At 74.9% G+C, this 15,602-nt stretch carries 13 protein-coding genes; 6 read left to right on the top strand and 7 right to left on the bottom strand.

The window, feature by feature from the left end:
- The first annotated feature begins 89 nt into the window (after positions 1–89).
- Positions 90–617 carry a hypothetical protein gene (locus tag ACFXDE_RS11545; protein ID WP_380493202.1) on the top strand — a complete coding sequence of 176 codons (528 nt, stop codon included), beginning with the start codon at positions 90–92 and terminating at the stop codon, positions 615–617.
- Here ACFXDE_RS11545 and ACFXDE_RS11540 read toward each other — a convergent pair.
- Both ACFXDE_RS11540 and ACFXDE_RS11535 read right to left on the bottom strand, forming a co-directional pair.
- A complete protein-coding gene (locus ACFXDE_RS11540) occupies positions 610–2,721 on the bottom strand; it encodes an HAD-IIB family hydrolase (protein ID WP_380493200.1) in 2,112 nt (703 codons plus the stop codon). The genes ACFXDE_RS11545 and ACFXDE_RS11540 overlap by 8 nt on opposite strands.
- A 45-nt stretch (positions 2,722–2,766) precedes the next feature.
- Complete coding sequence (locus tag ACFXDE_RS11535) at positions 2,767–3,702, bottom strand: carbohydrate kinase family protein (protein ID WP_380493198.1); 936 nt, start codon at positions 3,700–3,702, stop codon at positions 2,767–2,769.
- A 126-nt stretch (positions 3,703–3,828) separates the two neighbouring features.
- On the opposite strand from ACFXDE_RS11535, the gene ACFXDE_RS11530 reads away from it, so the two are divergent.
- Positions 3,829–4,446: a TetR-like C-terminal domain-containing protein gene (locus ACFXDE_RS11530; RefSeq protein ID WP_380493196.1), complete on the top strand. Its 618-nt coding sequence runs from the start codon at positions 3,829–3,831 to the stop codon at positions 4,444–4,446.
- A gap of 19 nt (positions 4,447–4,465) precedes the next feature.
- Here the strand turns inward: ACFXDE_RS11530 and ACFXDE_RS11525 are convergent, their stop codons facing one another.
- A complete protein-coding gene (locus ACFXDE_RS11525) occupies positions 4,466–5,254 on the bottom strand; it encodes an SPFH domain-containing protein (protein ID WP_380438749.1) in 789 nt (262 codons plus the stop codon).
- 586 nt (positions 5,255–5,840) lie between these two features.
- Here ACFXDE_RS11525 and ACFXDE_RS11520 point away from each other — a divergent pair.
- Positions 5,841–6,815, top strand: coding sequence for an alpha/beta fold hydrolase (locus ACFXDE_RS11520; RefSeq protein ID WP_380493194.1), 975 nt, complete (start codon positions 5,841–5,843; stop codon positions 6,813–6,815).
- 77 nt (positions 6,816–6,892) lie between these two features.
- On the opposite strand, the gene ACFXDE_RS11515 is transcribed toward ACFXDE_RS11520, so the two are convergent.
- From ACFXDE_RS11515 to ACFXDE_RS11505, 3 genes are all read right to left on the bottom strand, one after another.
- A complete protein-coding gene (locus tag ACFXDE_RS11515) occupies positions 6,893–7,168 on the bottom strand; it encodes a PASTA domain-containing protein (protein WP_380438753.1) in 276 nt (91 codons plus the stop codon).
- Between the two features lie 115 nt (positions 7,169–7,283).
- Positions 7,284–8,411, bottom strand: a complete 1,128-nt coding sequence (pstS, locus tag ACFXDE_RS11510) for a phosphate ABC transporter substrate-binding protein PstS (RefSeq protein ID WP_380493191.1) — start codon at positions 8,409–8,411, stop codon at positions 7,284–7,286.
- 254 nt (positions 8,412–8,665) lie between these two features.
- Complete coding sequence (locus ACFXDE_RS11505; protein WP_380493188.1) at positions 8,666–9,532, bottom strand: NAD(P)H-binding protein; 867 nt, start codon at positions 9,530–9,532, stop codon at positions 8,666–8,668.
- A 254-nt stretch (positions 9,533–9,786) separates the two neighbouring features.
- Here ACFXDE_RS11505 and ACFXDE_RS11500 point away from each other — a divergent pair, with 254 nt between their 5' ends.
- The 3 genes from ACFXDE_RS11500 to ACFXDE_RS11490 all read left to right on the top strand — a co-directional run bounded on the left by ACFXDE_RS11500 (position 9,787) and on the right by ACFXDE_RS11490 (position 13,049).
- Complete coding sequence (locus ACFXDE_RS11500) at positions 9,787–10,449, top strand: pyridoxamine 5'-phosphate oxidase family protein (protein ID WP_380438759.1); 663 nt, start codon at positions 9,787–9,789, stop codon at positions 10,447–10,449.
- Positions 10,450–10,481: 32 nt separating this feature from the next.
- Entirely contained in the window at positions 10,482–11,642 is a 1,161-nt protein-coding gene (locus tag ACFXDE_RS11495; RefSeq protein ID WP_380493184.1) for an MFS transporter, read from the top strand.
- Between the two features lie 90 nt (positions 11,643–11,732).
- Positions 11,733–13,049, top strand: a complete 1,317-nt coding sequence (locus ACFXDE_RS11490) for an MFS transporter (RefSeq protein ID WP_380493181.1) — start codon at positions 11,733–11,735, stop codon at positions 13,047–13,049.
- 4 nt (positions 13,050–13,053) lie between these two features.
- Here the strand turns inward: ACFXDE_RS11490 and ACFXDE_RS11485 are convergent, their stop codons facing one another.
- Positions 13,054–15,360, bottom strand: a complete 2,307-nt coding sequence (locus ACFXDE_RS11485) for a hypothetical protein (protein ID WP_380493179.1) — start codon at positions 15,358–15,360, stop codon at positions 13,054–13,056.
- Positions 15,361–15,602: the final 242 nt, after the last annotated feature.

Raw genomic sequence — 15,602 nt, 5'->3', positions numbered from 1 at the left:
GACGGGGCCGCCGAACGGCGCTGTAGGCTGCACCCCGCCCTGTCCGGGCCCGGAAACACCCCCACGGCAGATCCAGGAGTCGATCGCGCATGTCCGCCCCCGCTCAGCGCCGCAAGGTCAACCTGTCGCAACAGCGCGTGGCCGACAGCCCGTTCGGGCCCCTGCAGATCAGCCACGACCGCTGGCCCTCCGTCATCGTCCGCCTGACCGGCGCCGGCATACCCACCGTCACGGCGGTGCCGGACCGCGAGCACGGCGCCCTGTCCGTCAACGGCCACCACGTGCCGACGGTCCGGGGCAGCCGCGGCTGGGACCCGCGCCGCAAGGCGCGCACCCGCACCGCCCTCGTCGGGGCCCGCGGCTACGAGCTGCGGCCGACCGGGCTGTGCCGGGCCGAGCTGCGCCGCGACGGCGCGGTCATCGGGCGGGCGAGCAGCGGCCTGGGCGCGTACTCCCCGTTCCGCTCGATCCCGGGCATCGACGCGAAGATCGCGTGGTCACCGGGCGTCGACCCGACGGACGTCGCCGTCGGGCAGGCCATGGTGGTCACCTTCGGCGCCGGGGCGCCGGGCGCCTTCCAGCGGTGCTTCATGTTCTGGCTCGACTGGGTCAACTGACACCCGTACGGGCCGGGAGGGCCTCCGGTGCGGAGTCCCGGATCGCCCGCACGATCCGTGCTGCCCAGTCCGCGGGCCGTTCGCGGCCGAGGAGTTCGGAGAGCCGGTTCATCCGGGCCCGGCGTTCGGCGGCGGAGAGGGTGAGGGCCCGGGCCAGGACGGTGCTCAGGTCCTCCGGCGAGTGCGGGTCGGTGAGGAGGGCCGCGTCGCCGAGCTCGGCGGCGGCCCCCGCGTGCCGGGAGAGCACCAGCACGCCCGGGGTGCGGGCGGGCAGCGCGGTCTGGGCGGCGACGAACTCCTTGGCCGTCAGGTTCATCCCGTCCTGGAACGACGTCACCCACAGCACGTCGGCCGTCAGGTACTCGTCGACGACCGCGGCCGCGGACAGGCTGCCCGGCAGGTAGTCGACCGGCCGCCAACGGCCCTGCTGCCAGCGCTCGTTGACCTCGGCGATGCGCTGCTCCAGCTGCCGGCGGGTGGAGTCGTAGGCGGTGATGCCGGGCTCGGGCGGCGGGCAGACGAGCCGGAAGACGAGCCGCCCGCGAAGCTCCGGCCGGCGCTCCAGCAGGCGGTCCAGGGCGTCGACCTTCTGGACCGGTGCCTTGGCGTAGTCGAGGCGCTCGACCGAGAGCACCACCCGCCCGGCGGCCGGGCGCGGCCTCGGCCTGCGCAGCCGGGCGAGCCGTTCGACGGCGGCCCGGTCGACGCCCAGCGGGTGCACCTCGGTGCGCGGGGCGCGCTGCCCCAGCGTCCGCCGGAAGCGCTCGGCGAAGGCGTCGGTGTGGAAGCCGGCCCAGTCGAGGCAGGCGAGGGAGGCGCGCAGCTCGGCCGCGACGGGCAGGGCCGCGAAGACCTCGGGGGCCGGGAACGGGGTGTGGTGGAAGAGCCCGGTCCTGAGGTCGGGCCGGGTGCCGCGCAGCAGGCCGGGGACGAGCCACAGGTTGTAGTCGTGCAGCCAGACGGTGGCGCCGGGCGCGGCCTCGGCGGTGATGTGCTCGGCGAAGCGCGCGTTCACCGCCCGGTAGGCGGCCCAGGCGTGCCGGTCGGGGACGGACCGCGCGGGCTCGGACATCAGCACCGGCCACAGCGTCTCCTTGCACGCCCGGTGGAAGTAGCCGGTCCACTGCTCCGCGCTGAGCGGCACGAGGGACAGCGGCAGCCCGGTGGGGTGCGGGCGGGGGGCCTCGCGGTCGCCGCCGGCCAGCGCGGTGACCCACACGCCCGGCAGGCCGTCGGCGAACGCGCTGGTCAGGGTCGGGAGTATGCCGTTGGGGCTGCTGGGCGGCTGCCACCTGGTGCCGGTCCAGTGCATCGGCGGCCGGTGGTAGGCGACCACCACGGAGTGCCGGCGGCGGGGCCGGTCCGGATCGGGGCCGACCCAGCCGAGGTCCTGGAGCACCGCGTGGATCCCGGCGGCGCCGGTCTGCCGGGGGCGGCGGACCAGCGGGTCCCCCGCGACGGCGTCGAGCAGGGCCGTCTCGGCGCCGCCGACGACCACGCCGTGTGCGCCGGTCCTGAACAGCGACAGGTCGTTGAGCGAGTCGCCGGCGACGAGGATCTGCTGCGGCGTCCAGCCCAGCTTCCCGGCCAGGGCCCGCAGGGCGTTGCCCTTGGACGCCCCCGCGGGCAGGACGTCGAAGTAGCGGCCCGCCGAGTACTCCCAGCCGCAGCCGAGCGCCCGGACGGCGTCGGTGACCTCGCGGGTGAGCCGCTCCGGGGCCACGTGGTAGGAGCAGCGGCCCTCCTGGACGACGCCGAACTGGTAGGTGAGGGCGGGGAAGCGGCGCAGCGCGGCGCGGATGCGGGCCGGTCCCGGCCAGCCGGCGCGCAGCTGCTCCAGGAGCGGGTCGACGGGGGAGAAGTCCGCCCCGTCGGCGACGGTGGCGCCGACGTCGGCGATGATCCAGCGCGGGCGCGGGACGAGCGGGTCGCGCAGCACGTCGCGGACGGAGGACAGGCCCCGGCCGGTGGCGAAGACGAGGGTCACCTCGGGGTGGCGGGCCAGTGCGTCGCGCAGGCGGCGGCGTTCCTCCCGGGTGCCGCCGAGTAAGGTGCCGTCCAGATCGGTGACCAGAACCCTTGTGACGGGTGACATCCGTGACATCCGCCGGACGCTAGCACGATCACTCAGCGGTGTGAAGTGTTCACCTCAGGTGTGCGGGACGGCGGCCGACGGCAGCAGGGCGGCGAGCTCGTCGGCGCGCAGGGCCGCGTCCGAGCCGGGGCCGGTGGTCGCCGCCGCTCCGCAGACCACCGCGGCCGCGAGACAGTCCGGCAGTCCCAGGCCGTCCAGGAGGCCGTGGACGAGGCCCGCGTTGAAGCAGTCCCCGGCGCCCGTGGTGTCGACCGGCCGCACCGGGACGGCCGGGACGTCGTGGCGCTCGCCGCCGCGCACCGCGGTGGCGCCGTCCGCGCCGCGCTTGACCACCAGGGTCGGCACCAGGGCGGCGAGTTCGGCGATCGCGTCCTCCGGCCCGGCGGCGCCGGTCAGCCGCAGCGCCTCGGCGGCGTTCGGGGTGAGGACGTCGACCAGCGACAGGATGCGGCGGACCGCCGGGTCGTCGAGCGTCGCGGGGGAGTCGTGGCAGTCCATGACCACCTGCGTGCCGAGCCGCCGGGCGGCCCCGGCGGCCGCCACCATGTCGTCGTCCCAGCGCAGTTGGGGCACCATCAGGACGCGCGGACGGTACCGGCGCAGCAGCGGGACGAGGGGCGCGGGGGCGACCGGGTCCTGGAAGCTGACCATCGCGCGGTCGCCGGGGTAGGCCATCGCGACGGTCACGCTCCGGACGGGGACGGGGTGGTGGCGGAACGCGGAGGCGTCCAGCCCTTCCCGGCGGGCACTGGCCAGCACCTGGGCGCTGAAGGCGTCCGTGCCGAAGTCGGCGCTCCAGACGACGTCGCGTCCGAGTCGCCGCAGCGCCATCGCGGGCGTGTACGCGCCGCCGGGCACCCACGCGAAGCCGTCGGCGAACACCTCGCCGCCGGGCTCGACCGGCCGGGGCAGCCCGTGGAACACCAGGTCCGCGAAGTACGCGCCGGCCACCAGTACTTCGCACGGCTGTAAGGTCCCGTTCGACTCCATCCGGCGAGCATAGGGGTCCGCAGCGCACCGCGAGGCGCGAACGCGTCAAAGCGGCCCAGTAGGAGAGAACGCGTTCGTTCACTAAACTCGGAGGTGGATCCGGGACAGCGGAGAGGTGGTGCCGGCATGACCGCCGAACCCGAGGCCACGCGCGGAGCGGCCGACGCCGTGCCGCTGCGCCGGCGCGGCGAGGTGCTGGAGAGCGCGATCTTCGGGGCCACGCTCCGGCAGCTCGTCACGGACGGCTACGCGCGGCTCACCATGGAGGGCGTCGCGGCGGCGGCGCAGACCGGGAAGGCGGCGCTCTACCGCCGCTGGTCGTCCAAGGAGGAGCTGGTCATGGACGCCCTGCGCGCCAGCCTGCCCCCGGCCGGGCCGGCCCCGGACACCGGCAGCCTGCGCGGGGACCTCGTCGAGGTGGTCACCCGGCTGCGGACGGCGATGTTCAGCGAGTCGGGCGCGGCCGTGCGCGCCGTCATGAGCGAGCTCGACCACGAGCGGGCGCACGCCTTCCTGGAGATCGTGCTGGTGCGCGTGGTCGAACCCACCACCCGACTGATCGCCGAGGTCCTCTCCCGGGGCGCCGTCCGCGGCGAGGTCCGTGCGGCGGCGGTGACGCCGCTGGTCATCGACGTCGTCCCGGCGCTGATGCTCTACCGGTTCAAGATGTGCGGCGGCGCGCCCGTCCGGCTGGACCCGGAGGCCATCGTGGACGAGGTCCTGCTGCCGATGGTCCGTCCGTGAGAGCGGCGGACGCCGGTCCTCAGGCGCCGTCCGCGGGGGAGTCGGGCACGGCCGCGTAGGCCTTGGCGGCGGCGGCCTCGAAGAAGCGCAGCAGCTCGACCGGGAACGGCAGGACGAGCGTGGAGTTCTTCTCGGCGGCCACCTCGACCACCGTCTGGAGCAGGCGCAGCTGCATCGCCGCCGGGGTCTCGGCCATCGTCGTCGCGGCCTCGGCGAGCTTGGCGGCGGCCTGGAACTCGCCGTCGGCGGTGATGATGCGGGCGCGGCGCTCGCGGTCGGCCTCGGCCTGGCGGGCCATCGAGCGCTTCATGGTCTCGGGGAGCGTGACGTCCTTGATCTCCACCCGGTCGATGTGCACGCCCCACCCGGTGGCCGGGCTCTCCAGCATGATCTCCAGTCCGCGGTGGAGCTGCTCGCGGCCGGAGAGCAGGTCGTCGAGCTCGCTCTTGCCGATGATCGAGCGCAGCGAGGTCTGGGCGACCTGGAGCATCGCGAAGCTGTAGTTCTGGACGTCGACGGTGGCCTTGATCGGCTCGATGACCCGGAAGTACAGGACGGCGTCGACGCTGACGGAGACGTTGTCCTTGGTGATGCCCTCCTGCGCGGGCACCGGCATGGTGACGACCTGGACGTTGACCTTGCGCATCCGGTCGACGACCGGGATGAGGAGCGTGAGCCCGGGCTGGCGGGCCCGGCTGCGCACGCGGCCGAGCCGGAAGACGACCCCGCGCTCGTACTGCTGGACCACGCGGACGCCGGTGACGAGCCAGAACAGGGCCAGGACCAGGATGAGTACGACTATCGCCACGGTACTGCGACCTCCCCCGCCGCGGCGCAGCCCGCGCCGGGACCGGAGTGGCCCTGTCGCACGGGTGCGAGCCGCGGAGCACAGTATGCGCCCGGGGTGTGACGTCCGACAGGGAGCGGAACGGGCCTTGACGAATCGTTACGCTCCGGATGCCCCCGGCGCCGGGGAACGGCCGGGCCCTGCCGGGGCGTTGAGTCCGGCGGGGGCGGGCGAGCGCCCGGCCGGGCGCGGGCGAGTGGTGGCCGGGGCTCCCGGCGGGCGCGGGCGAGCGGTGCCGGAAGCCGACGCCGGGCGCGAGCGGCAGCTCCGTGCGCCCCTGCGGCGACGACTTCGCCGCCCCGGCGGATTCAGCCAGGATGAACGTCAGGACATAGTTGATCCATACCAGTTGACAGTGCGGCAGCGGTTAGCGAATGCTGGTGCCCGGCGCCGGACGCGACCGAGCCACCCGCGCCTCGTTGCGCACCGGTCGCCGCCACCGGACCCCGGGTGCGCCCCGTCCTGCCGTACCCCCGTCGGCGGGGTCGGGGCGCCCCCGGGCCGGTATCACCTCCGCTCCGCCAGCACCGGGAAAGGGACCTCCGCCATGGCCCGTCTGCCGCACCGCTTCTGGCCTGCCGCCTCCTCGTCCCCCGTGCTGGGCCGCTCCGCCGCCCTCGCCGCCGCCGTCCTCGCCGGGGTCGTGGTGGGCGGGGCCGTCGAGGCCGTACGGCGGCGCCGCGCCGCGCCGGCGGCCCACGGCGACGAGCGGACGATGACCACCACGGCGGGCAACGTGCTCGCGTACCGCGTGCACCGGCCGCCGGACGACGCCCCGGCCGACCCGTCCGCGCCGCTCGTCGTCTTCGACGGCGCGCTCGGCGACGGGGCCGGCCACGCCGAGTGGCTACTGCGCGAACTCGCCACCACCGGACCGGTCGTGACGTACCACCGCGCCGGCTACGGCCGCAGCAGCTACACCGGCGGCCGGCACTTCGACATCGACGCGGCCGCCGCCGACCTCGCCGACCTCGTCCGCCACGTCGCCGGCGAGCGGCCCGTCGTACTCGTCGGCCACTCGCTCGGCGGCTACCTCGCCGCCACCGCCGCCCGCCGCCTGCCCGGCCACGTGCTCGCCCTCGGGCTCGTCGACCCCTCCCACCCGGGGGAACCGCTGGGCCGGGTCGACACCGGCCCCGCGGGCGCGTCCCCGGACGGCGTCGTCCTGCGCCTCGACGCCGACGCCCGCACCTGCGCGGCCGTCCGGCGCGAGTGGCGCGGCGCCCGCGCCCGCTTCCTGCGGCACGAGGGCCGGCTGCCCCGCGCCGACGTGCCCACGATCGTCATCACCGGCAAGCGCTCCGGGGACCTGCGCGACCGGCTGCGCCTCCAGCGCGAGTACTGCGAGGCCGCGCCGACCGCCGTCCACCGCGAACTCGACGCCCCGCGGGAGCAGTTGGTGACCCACTGGGCCGTGGCGCAGCACGTCGGCCAGCTGCTGGGCGAGTTCGTCGACTCGCTGGCCGCGGGCTGGGCCGTCACCGTGCCGGTCCCGCCGGGCGCCACGCGCGGACACGCCTGAGCGTCCGCGCACCCAGGCCTCCCCTTCCTCCCGGTGGCACCTCCCGAGGGAGGAAGGGGGAGTCTTCGTGCCTGCCGTCAGCGCGGGCGCCGCGGGCCGTTCTCGTCGTGCACTTCCGCGAACTCGACCACCATCGAGCCGTGGCGGCGCATCCTCGCACCGGGGGCGGGGTGCTGGCCGGTGACGACCCAGACACCGGGCCAGGTCAGCGCGCTGACGGGCGGGCCGTCCGGATCGCCGCTGGCGATGGCGAGGCCCGCCTCCCCCGCGACCTTGCGCGCCTGGGGCACGAGCAGCCCGACCACGTCGGGCACCGTCACCTCGGGGGCCGTGCTGGGTCCGATCCACGTCATGTCACCCTCCCGGGACCAGCCTGCCGCCGATGCCTCCCGGAGGGAAGACGGCGGCACCCGCCGGCCCCTTGCTGCGGGGCCGGCGGGTGCCGGTCGGACGTGTGCCGGGCGCGGGTCAGCCGAGGCTGGTGACGGCGGCCTTGACCTTGTCCCCGATGGCGGCGGGCAGCGGGACGTAGCCCTTGTCCCCGATGGCCTTCTGGGCGGCGTCGCTGACGGTGTAGGTCAGGAAGCCCTTGAGGGTGTCGAGGGTGTCCGCCTTGTTGCCCTTGTCGCAGACGATCTCGTAGGTGACGAGGACGATCGGGTAGGCGTTGTCGGCCTTGGTGGCGTAGTCGAGGGACAGGGCGAGGTCGCCGTCGGTGCCCACGACGGTGGAGGAGGCGAGGGTGAGCGCGGCGTTGGCGGCCGTCGCCGCGGCGGGCTTGGCGGCGCCGGTGCTGATCTGGGCGCTCTTCAGGTTGTTGGTCTGGGCGTAGGACAGCTCGGCGTAGCCGATCGAGTTCTTGACCTGCTTGATCTGGGCCGCGACGCCGGCGCTGCCGTTGGCGGACTGGCCGTTCTTGCCCTTCCACGCCTTGTCCGGCGCGGCGCTCCACGCGCCGCCGGAGGTCTTGGCGAAGTAGGAGGTCAGGTTGAAGGTGGTGCCGGAGTCGTCCGAGCGGTGGAAGGACTGGATGTCGGCGTCCGGCAGCTTGGCGCCCGGGTTGAGGGCGGCGATCGCCTGGTCGTTCCACTTGGTGATCTGCGAGTCGAAGATCTTGGCGGCGGTGGGGCCGTCCAGGATCAGGTTGTCGACGCCGTCGACGTTGTAGACCAGGGAGACGAGGCCGGCCACCATCGGCAGGTCGATCGCCTTGCCGCCGGTGCAGACGGCCTTCGAGGCGTCGACGTCGGCGGGCTTGAGCGCGAAGTCGGAGCCCGCGAACTGGACCTTGCCCTGGTTGAACTGCTGGACGCCCGCGCCGGAGCCGCCGCCGCTGTAGTTGACGGTGGTGCCCGAGCAGGACGCGGCGTAGAGGTTCTTCCACACGTCGATCGCGGGGCCCTGCGCGGTGGAACCGGCGCCGAGGAGCGAGCCGTTCTTGCCGCAGCTGATCGACGCGCCGGCGGCGGCCGGGGAACCGCTCGCCGCGGGGGCGGGGTTGTTGTCGTCGCTGCCGCACGCCGTCAGCGACAGGGCGCCCACCAGTGCCACCGCACTCAGGGCAAGGCTGCTGGACCGGCGGTTCCGCTGGAGCATCTCTTCGTTTCCCCTCGTTCTTCACGGCCCGCGCTCGGACGCGGGTTCCGGGGGCCTGGTGATCCCCGGGGTGAAGAATTTAGACGGGGGAGGTGAACAGATCTTCCGCCCGCGCTGAACCGGCGGTGAACCGGGGCGGTCCGGAGTGGCGGTGATCACACGGGCGGAGCAGCCGCCGTCGGCCGTCCGGGTGAGGGCGACGGCGGCGGCCCGCCGACGTGGGGTCAGCCGACGTGGGATCAGCCGACGTTGGGTCAGTCGGCAAAGGCCCCGGCGTGCTCGGCGGCGAACTCGGCGAAGGAGCGGGCCGGACGGCCGGTCAGCTTCTCGACGTCCGGGCTCACGGCGGAGGCGTGCCCGGCCGCGTACAGGCCGTAGAGCTCGACCATGCCCTCGGCGCGCCACGGGTCCCAGCCGGCGTCGAGCATGCCGGCGAGGGCGGCGTCGGGGGCGACGGCGGTGTACCGCACCGTGCGGCCGGCCACCGCGCCCAGCTGCTCGGCGAGGGCGTCGTGGGTGAGCGCCGCCGGGCCCGTCAGGGTGTGGACGGCACCCTCGTGGCCCTCCGTCGCCAGCACCTCGACGGCCGCCGCGGCGACGTCCCGCGCGTCGACGTACGACACCGCGCCCTCGCCGCCCGGCACGGCCAGCCGGCCTGCCCGCACGCTCTGCGCCATGCCGAGGAAGTTCTGATAGAAGCCGTTCGGCGCGATCACGGTCCACGGCAGGCCGCTCGCCCGCAGGTGGTCCAGGCCCGCGACGTGCGAGGCCACGAACCGGACGCCCGCCGGGCGCTGCTCCATGCCCGCGGCGGCGTGCAGGACGACGCGCGGCCGGCGGCCGGTGCGCACTGCCGCGTCGATCACGTTCCGCTCGTGGCCGGCCATGTCCGGGTGGACGGCGACCAGCAGGTAGACCACGTCGGCGCCGGCGAGCGCCGCGTCCAGCGAGGCCGGGTCGGAGAAGTCGGCGGCGGCCTTCTCGACCCCGCCGTCCCACTCCGCCGGCGCCTCGGCGGGATTGCGCAGCAGCGCGCGGACGCTCTCGCCGCGCTCGCGCAGCCCCGTCACGATCTTCGAGCCGACCGTGCCGGTGGCACCCGTCACTACGATCATGGACATCTCTTCTCCCCGTGCTCGAACCGAACCTGATTACGCATCAGGTCAGATGATCGCAGTTCGACGGGAATCGGATCAAGGCGCGTCCACCGGGCGGTGGGTGGGGCGGGCCGGGCCGGCGACACGCACGGTGGCCCGGCCGTGCTCGACTTGGCGGCGGCCGGGCGATTGGATGGGCCCGCGCCAGTGCCGAGGGCCCCGCCGGAGCCGAGGGGGCCGGGGCCCGTCCGGACCAGCCCAGCCGAGGAGCCGCCACCGTGACCGACACCCCAGCCGCCGAGCCCGACGCCGCCGCCGCGGCCCGCAGGATCGCCGAAAGGCGTGAGCAACTCGGAATCAGCGAAGATGAGTTGGCGCAGCGCGCGGCGATGGCGCCGAACTACCTGCGCCACCTGCTGACGGCCGGCCCCGCCTTCGACCCGGGCGGCTTCGTCCGCATCGCCGCCGTGCTCGGAACCACCCGGGAGGTCCTCGTGGAGGGGCGCGCCGACGCCCCGCCCGGGCAGGGGGCGCCGGGGCCGCGCCCGCGCCTGCTCGACCTCGGCGAGACCGAGTGCTGGGCGCTGGTCGGCACCCACGGGGTGGGCCGGGTCGGCCTGCCGGTGCGGCCGGGCCCGGTGGTGTTCCCGGTCAACTACGTCGTGGACAAAGGCTCGTTCGCGTACCGGACGGCCACCGGCAGCGTGACCGACCCGGAGGACGGCGTGGAGGCGTCCTTCCAGGTCGACCACCTCGACGAGTACCTCGGCCGCGGCTGGACCGTCCTCGTGCTCGGCACCGCGCACCACGTCACGGACGAGGAGGAGCTCCGGCACCTCGCGGGCCTGCCGGGCTCGGCCCCGTGGGCGGGCGGCGACCGGCCGCTGTGGGTGCGGATCCGGCCGGACGGCGTCACCGGACGGCGGATCGTCAGCGGGTGACCAGGGACCGGGGGACCGGAGGGAGCGCCCCGATGCGACCGTGGCGGTTCGTCGTCTGGTGGGGGATCATCAGCCTCCTGGCGGACTTCGTGTACGAGGGCGCCCGGTCGGTCACCGGCCCGCTGCTCGCCTCGCTCGGGGCCTCCGCCGTGGTGGTCGGCGCGGTGACGGGCGCCGGGGAGGCGGCGGCGCTGGGCCTGCGGCTGGTGTCGGGGCCGCTGGCCGACCGCACCGGGCGCTTCTGGGCGCTGACGATCGCGGGCTACGCGCTCACCGTGCTGTCCGTGCCGCCGCTCGGCGTCGTCGGGGCGCTCGGGCCGGCCTGCGTGCTCGTCGTCGCGGAGCGGGTAGGCAAGGCGGTGCGCTCCCCGGCCAAGGACACGCTGCTCTCGCACGCCACCGCCGCGACCGGCCGCGGCCGGGGCTTCGCCGTCCACGAGGCGCTCGACCAGGTCGGCGCGGTGGTCGGGCCGCTCACCGTCGCCGGGGTCCTGGCGGCGGGCGGCGGGTACGGCCCGGCGCTGGGCGTCCTCGCGATCCCGGGCTCGGCCGTCCTGGTGCTGCTCGGGTGGCTGCGCACCCGGGTGCCCGACCCGGCGGTGTACGAGCCCGCCGCAGTGCCCGAAGCCCGCCGGGAGCGGTCCCGATCGCGCCGCCTGCCACGGGTGTTCTGGGTCTACGCGGCCTTCACGGCCACCACGATGACGGGCTTCGCGACCTTCGGCCTGCTCTCCTACCACCTCGTCCAGCGCCACCTGCTCTCCGTCTCGCTGATCCCGGTGCTGTACGCGGGCGCGATGCTCGCCGACGCGGCGGCGGCCCTGGTGGCCGGGTGGCTGTACGACCGCGTCGGCCCGCGCGTCCTGCTGGCGCTCCCGGCCCTGGCCGCCGCCGTCCCGGCCCTGGCGTTCACGGACACCCTGGCGGCGGCGGTCACGGGCGCACTGCTCTGGGGCGCGGCGACCGGCCTCAGCGAGGCGACGCTCCGCGCCACCATCGCCGACCTCGTCCCGGCCCCCAACCGCGCCACCGCGTACGGCGTCTTCGCGGCCGTGACGGGCGCGGCCACCCTGGCCGGAGGCGTCCTGACGGGCGCCCTGTACGAGACGTCGATCCCCGCGCTCGTCGCGGTCGTGGCCGCGATCCAGGCCGCGTCGCTCGTCCTCCTGGCCGTCGTCCGCCGCCGCCGGTGACGGTGGAGGTGGCGGTGCCGGCCCCGGCGGCCCCGGCGGCTCGTTCTCGGCTTGCCCTCGACCAACTGGAGGGCCCTACGGTCGCCCGTCATGCGAACCATCGGCACCACGCGCGTCCCGCCCGTCCCGCCCGTCCCGCCCGTCCCGCCCGTCCCGCCCGTCCCGCCCGTACGGCGACCGGCTCTGCCCCGGCCCTACCTGGTCTGGCTCGCGGGCACCCGGGCCTCACTGGCCGGCGACGCGGCCCTGACCTTCGCCCTCGGGTGGGCGGCCAGCGCCCACGGCGGCCGGACGGCGGCCCTCGTCCTGACCGCGATCACCCTGCCCCGGACCGTCCTCCTCCTGCTCGGCGGGGCCGTGGGGGACCGCGCCGGCGCCCGCCGCGTGATGATCGCCGGGGACGCGGTCATGCTCGCCGCCGCACTCGGGCTCGCCGCGACGAGCGGGGCGTCGGCGGCGCCCGTCTGGATGCTGATCGCCTTCGCCGCCGTCACCGGGACGGTCGACGCGTTCTACCTCCCCGCGACCGGCTCCATGCCGCGCCGCCTCGTCGGCCCCGAGCAACTGCCCCGGGCGATGGCCCTCCAGCAGGCCGGCAGCCAGGTGGCGGCGCTGCTCGGCGCCCCGATCGGCGCGGCGCTGGTCGCGGCGGCGGGCCTGGGCGGGGCGGCCCTGGTGGACGCGGGCACCTTCGCGGCCGTACTCGCCGTCATGGTGCGGGTGCGTCCGATGGCGGAGGAGGAACGGCCGTCGCGGCGGGAGGGCCTGGCCGCGGGCATCGCCGATGGCGTCCGGCTGGTGGCCAGGGATCCGGTGCTGCGCCCGGCGCTGCTGCTGACGGCGGCCGCCGCGGCCGGACTGCTGCCGGTGGTCTCGCTGCTCGGGCCGCTGCTGGCCCGGTCGGCCGGCTGGGGCCCCGGGGCCGCAGGTCTGGTGGGGGCGGGGCAGAGCGCGGGCGTACTCGCGGTCGCGCTGGTGGCCGCTCGCCGTGGTCCCCTGCGGCGGACCGGCGTGGGGGCGAGCCTGGGCCTGGCCGTCGCCGGCGTGGGGACCGGCGCGCTCGCCGCGGCTCCCGTCCCCGCGGTGGCCGTGCTCGCGGCGGTGGTGGTCGGCGCCGGGTCGAGCCTGTTCGCCTGCCACGTCGGCCCGCTGGTCCTGGGCGCGGCGCCCGGGTCGCACCTGTCGCGCGTGCAGTCCGCGCTGACGCTCGTGCAGAGCGCGGCGCTGGTGCCGGCGACCAACGTGCTGGGCGGCCTCGCCCACGCGGCCGGGGCGAGGAGCGCGCTCGCGCTGTGCGCCGTCCTCGGAGGCGCGGCGGCAGCGGCGGGCCTGGCCTCGCCCGCGTTGCGGACGGCGGGAGCGACCACTGCGGCCCGCGCGAACGCGGGCCGCAGGGAGCCTGCTTGAGGCGTTACTTCTTCTTCAGGTTCGGCGGCAGCACGTTGTACGGGTTGTGGTGGTGGTCGCCGATGTGCAGCTGCTCCTCCGGCTTGCCGGCGAGCTTCGGCAGGACGTGCTTGCCGGTCGGGTCGGTGATCACGATCGCGTCGCCGGTGCGGCGGACGTCGTGCGGCGAGCCCTTGGCGTAGGAGGCGAGCTCCGCGCCGAGGCCGGTCGGGGTGGAGTCGGCGACCGTGCCGAACACGGCGGTGGGCAGGGTCAGGCCGGTGGCCGTCGTGCCGAGGGCGGTGTAGGCGGACTGCTCGCCGCCGTACGCCGCGCCGAACGCGCCGCCGCCGGTGACGGTGGTGCCGGCCGGGACGGTGACCGGCACGGTGGTGCCGGCCGGGCCGTTGACGGTGACGACGCCGCCCTGGACGTACCCGGTGACCGAGCCCGCGTTCTGGGTCTGCTGCCAGGCGTTCTGGTTCTTGAGGACGGTCCCGGCGTCGGTGAGCGTCTGGTTGACCACCGGGGTGTCCGTGGTGAACCACGTGCGGTAGGCCGACAGGATGCCGCTCATCGTCTGCAGCGCCAGCTGGTCGTCCGTCAGGTTGGACTGGTGCATGAAGAACGGCCGCGGGTCGTTGGACAGCACGTACCCGAGGGTGATCTCGGTCTGCAGCGGCAGGACGTAGCTCGACCACGCCGTGTTGAGGTCCAGCGGCGAGATGCAGGTGGTGGTGGCGGGGTTGGCCTCGCAGTTGCCGCTGCCGCCGTTCGCCTTCGAGGTGTAGAGCCAGTTGTACTCGCTCACCTCGTCCTGCTGCGTCGAGACGTTGTAGAACACGTTGACCGGGTGGCGCGGCACGCCCAGCGCGGAGGAGATCTGGCGCTGGCCCGTCTCGCGGGAGGCGTCGACGCCCAGCCACTGGACGTTGTTGGCGGCCAGCGACGTCAGGAAGTTGGGGTTGTCGCTCGGCTGCTGCGGCAGCCTGAACGTGCCGGAGTGCTCGCCGCCCACCAGCTCGTTGGGCCGGAACGGCAGCCCGTTGGCCAGGCCGAACTGGATGTTCTGGGCGATCTGGCCGTCGATGGTGGCCTGGTCGACGTACTGGATGGCGCCGGAGGCGTCGGTCTGGCACCGCCACGGGATGACCGAGAAGTCCTGGACGCAGCCCAGGAAGTCGTGGTCGTAGGTGTGGTTGAGCCACATGAAGCTGTTCTTGTTCGCGAGGAGCGCGACGCTCAGCGGGTCGGTGCCGCCCTGCGCCTGCGCGTACTCGAGGCCGGGGTCGGCGTTGAACAGGAAGTCCAGCTGGTAGTTGTTCTGCTGCTGCCAGTTCACCACCGTGGAGACGTCCGCGGCCGTCATCCGGAGCGGGTTGGTGCTCGGCACCCCGGCCGCGCAGTCGCCCTCGCCCGGCGTGCACTTGCCGCTCTGGCTCCAGCGCGCATTGGCGTTGAAGAGGTCGTCGATGTGGGCGGAGAAGTAGTTGCGCCAGTAGCCGAGGTGCACGCCCCGCGTCACCCAGTCGACGATGCCGTGGGCGAGCAGCTGGAACTGCTGCTGGTAGTAGTTGTAGGCGAAGGTGAGCACGAGCTGCTGGCGCCCGCCGCTCGTGTAGACGCCCGCGAGCACGCCCTGCGTCGACGTGCCCGGGATGGTCTCGGTGATGTAGGGCTCGAAGTGCGAGCCGGTGGCCGCGTTGTCGGGCAGCGCGGTGGGCAGCGCGCCGTACGAGCCGCTGCCGCCGGCGGTGCCCTCGAACGACACGGGGCCGTTGAGGTAGCGGAAGGCGTCGCCGCGGGCGGAGGCGCTCGCGGTGGCGGTGGTGGCGTCCATCGAGCCGGTCCACGCGGGGGCGCTCAGACCGGTGTTGGCGCCGGGCCAGACGTACGAGTCGACCTGCCGCACGTGGTACGAGGCCTCGTAGCCGGTGAGGGCGGAGAGCTCGGCGGCGGAGAGCTGACCGGGGGAGTCGCTGGGCAGGACGACGCCCTCGAAGTGGCCGTGCGGGGTGCCGTCGGCCAGGGTGTCGGCGAGGAAGGCCGCCGAGATGGTCGCGCGGTTGGCGCTGGTGAGGTCGACCACGGTCGTCGGGACGCCCTCGGAGACCAGCTGCTTGCGGATGCCCTCGACCCAGGGGTTGCCGTCCGTGACGACGAGGACGTTGAGGTCCACCCGGGACGTCGCGGCGGAGGCGGGCACGACGGTGCCGAGGGATATCACCACGCCGGCGGTGGCCAGCGCGACCAGCGGCAGGGCGCGGAAGGGCGTCCGGCGGGACGTCTTCCTTGGCATGCGCACTGCGGCGGAGGAGTTCTTGCTTCTCATGTGATCACCCTGCCTGACCTGCGACGTCGTACCCTCCGGTTACACGAGAGATTGACCATCCGATGGGGGATTGTTTGGAAACGGTTCCCATTGCAGATGACGAGTCGTGAACGTCCGGTTCGTGCACGGGCGTTCGGAGGCGCGGGTCCGTGGCGGAGCGTCAGCCGGGTTGCACGGAGCGTGCCGGGGGTGTGGACGCGGCGCGGGCCGCCTGGTATCCAGACACGGAAAGTCACACGCCA

It is taken from the genome of Kitasatospora sp. NPDC059408, from assembly GCF_042751525.1.
In the GTDB taxonomy this organism is placed as follows: domain Bacteria; phylum Actinomycetota; class Actinomycetes; order Streptomycetales; family Streptomycetaceae; genus Kitasatospora.
The sequence above is the reverse complement of the archived record's forward strand: the minus strand, read 5'-3'. Positions and strand labels throughout refer to the sequence as shown.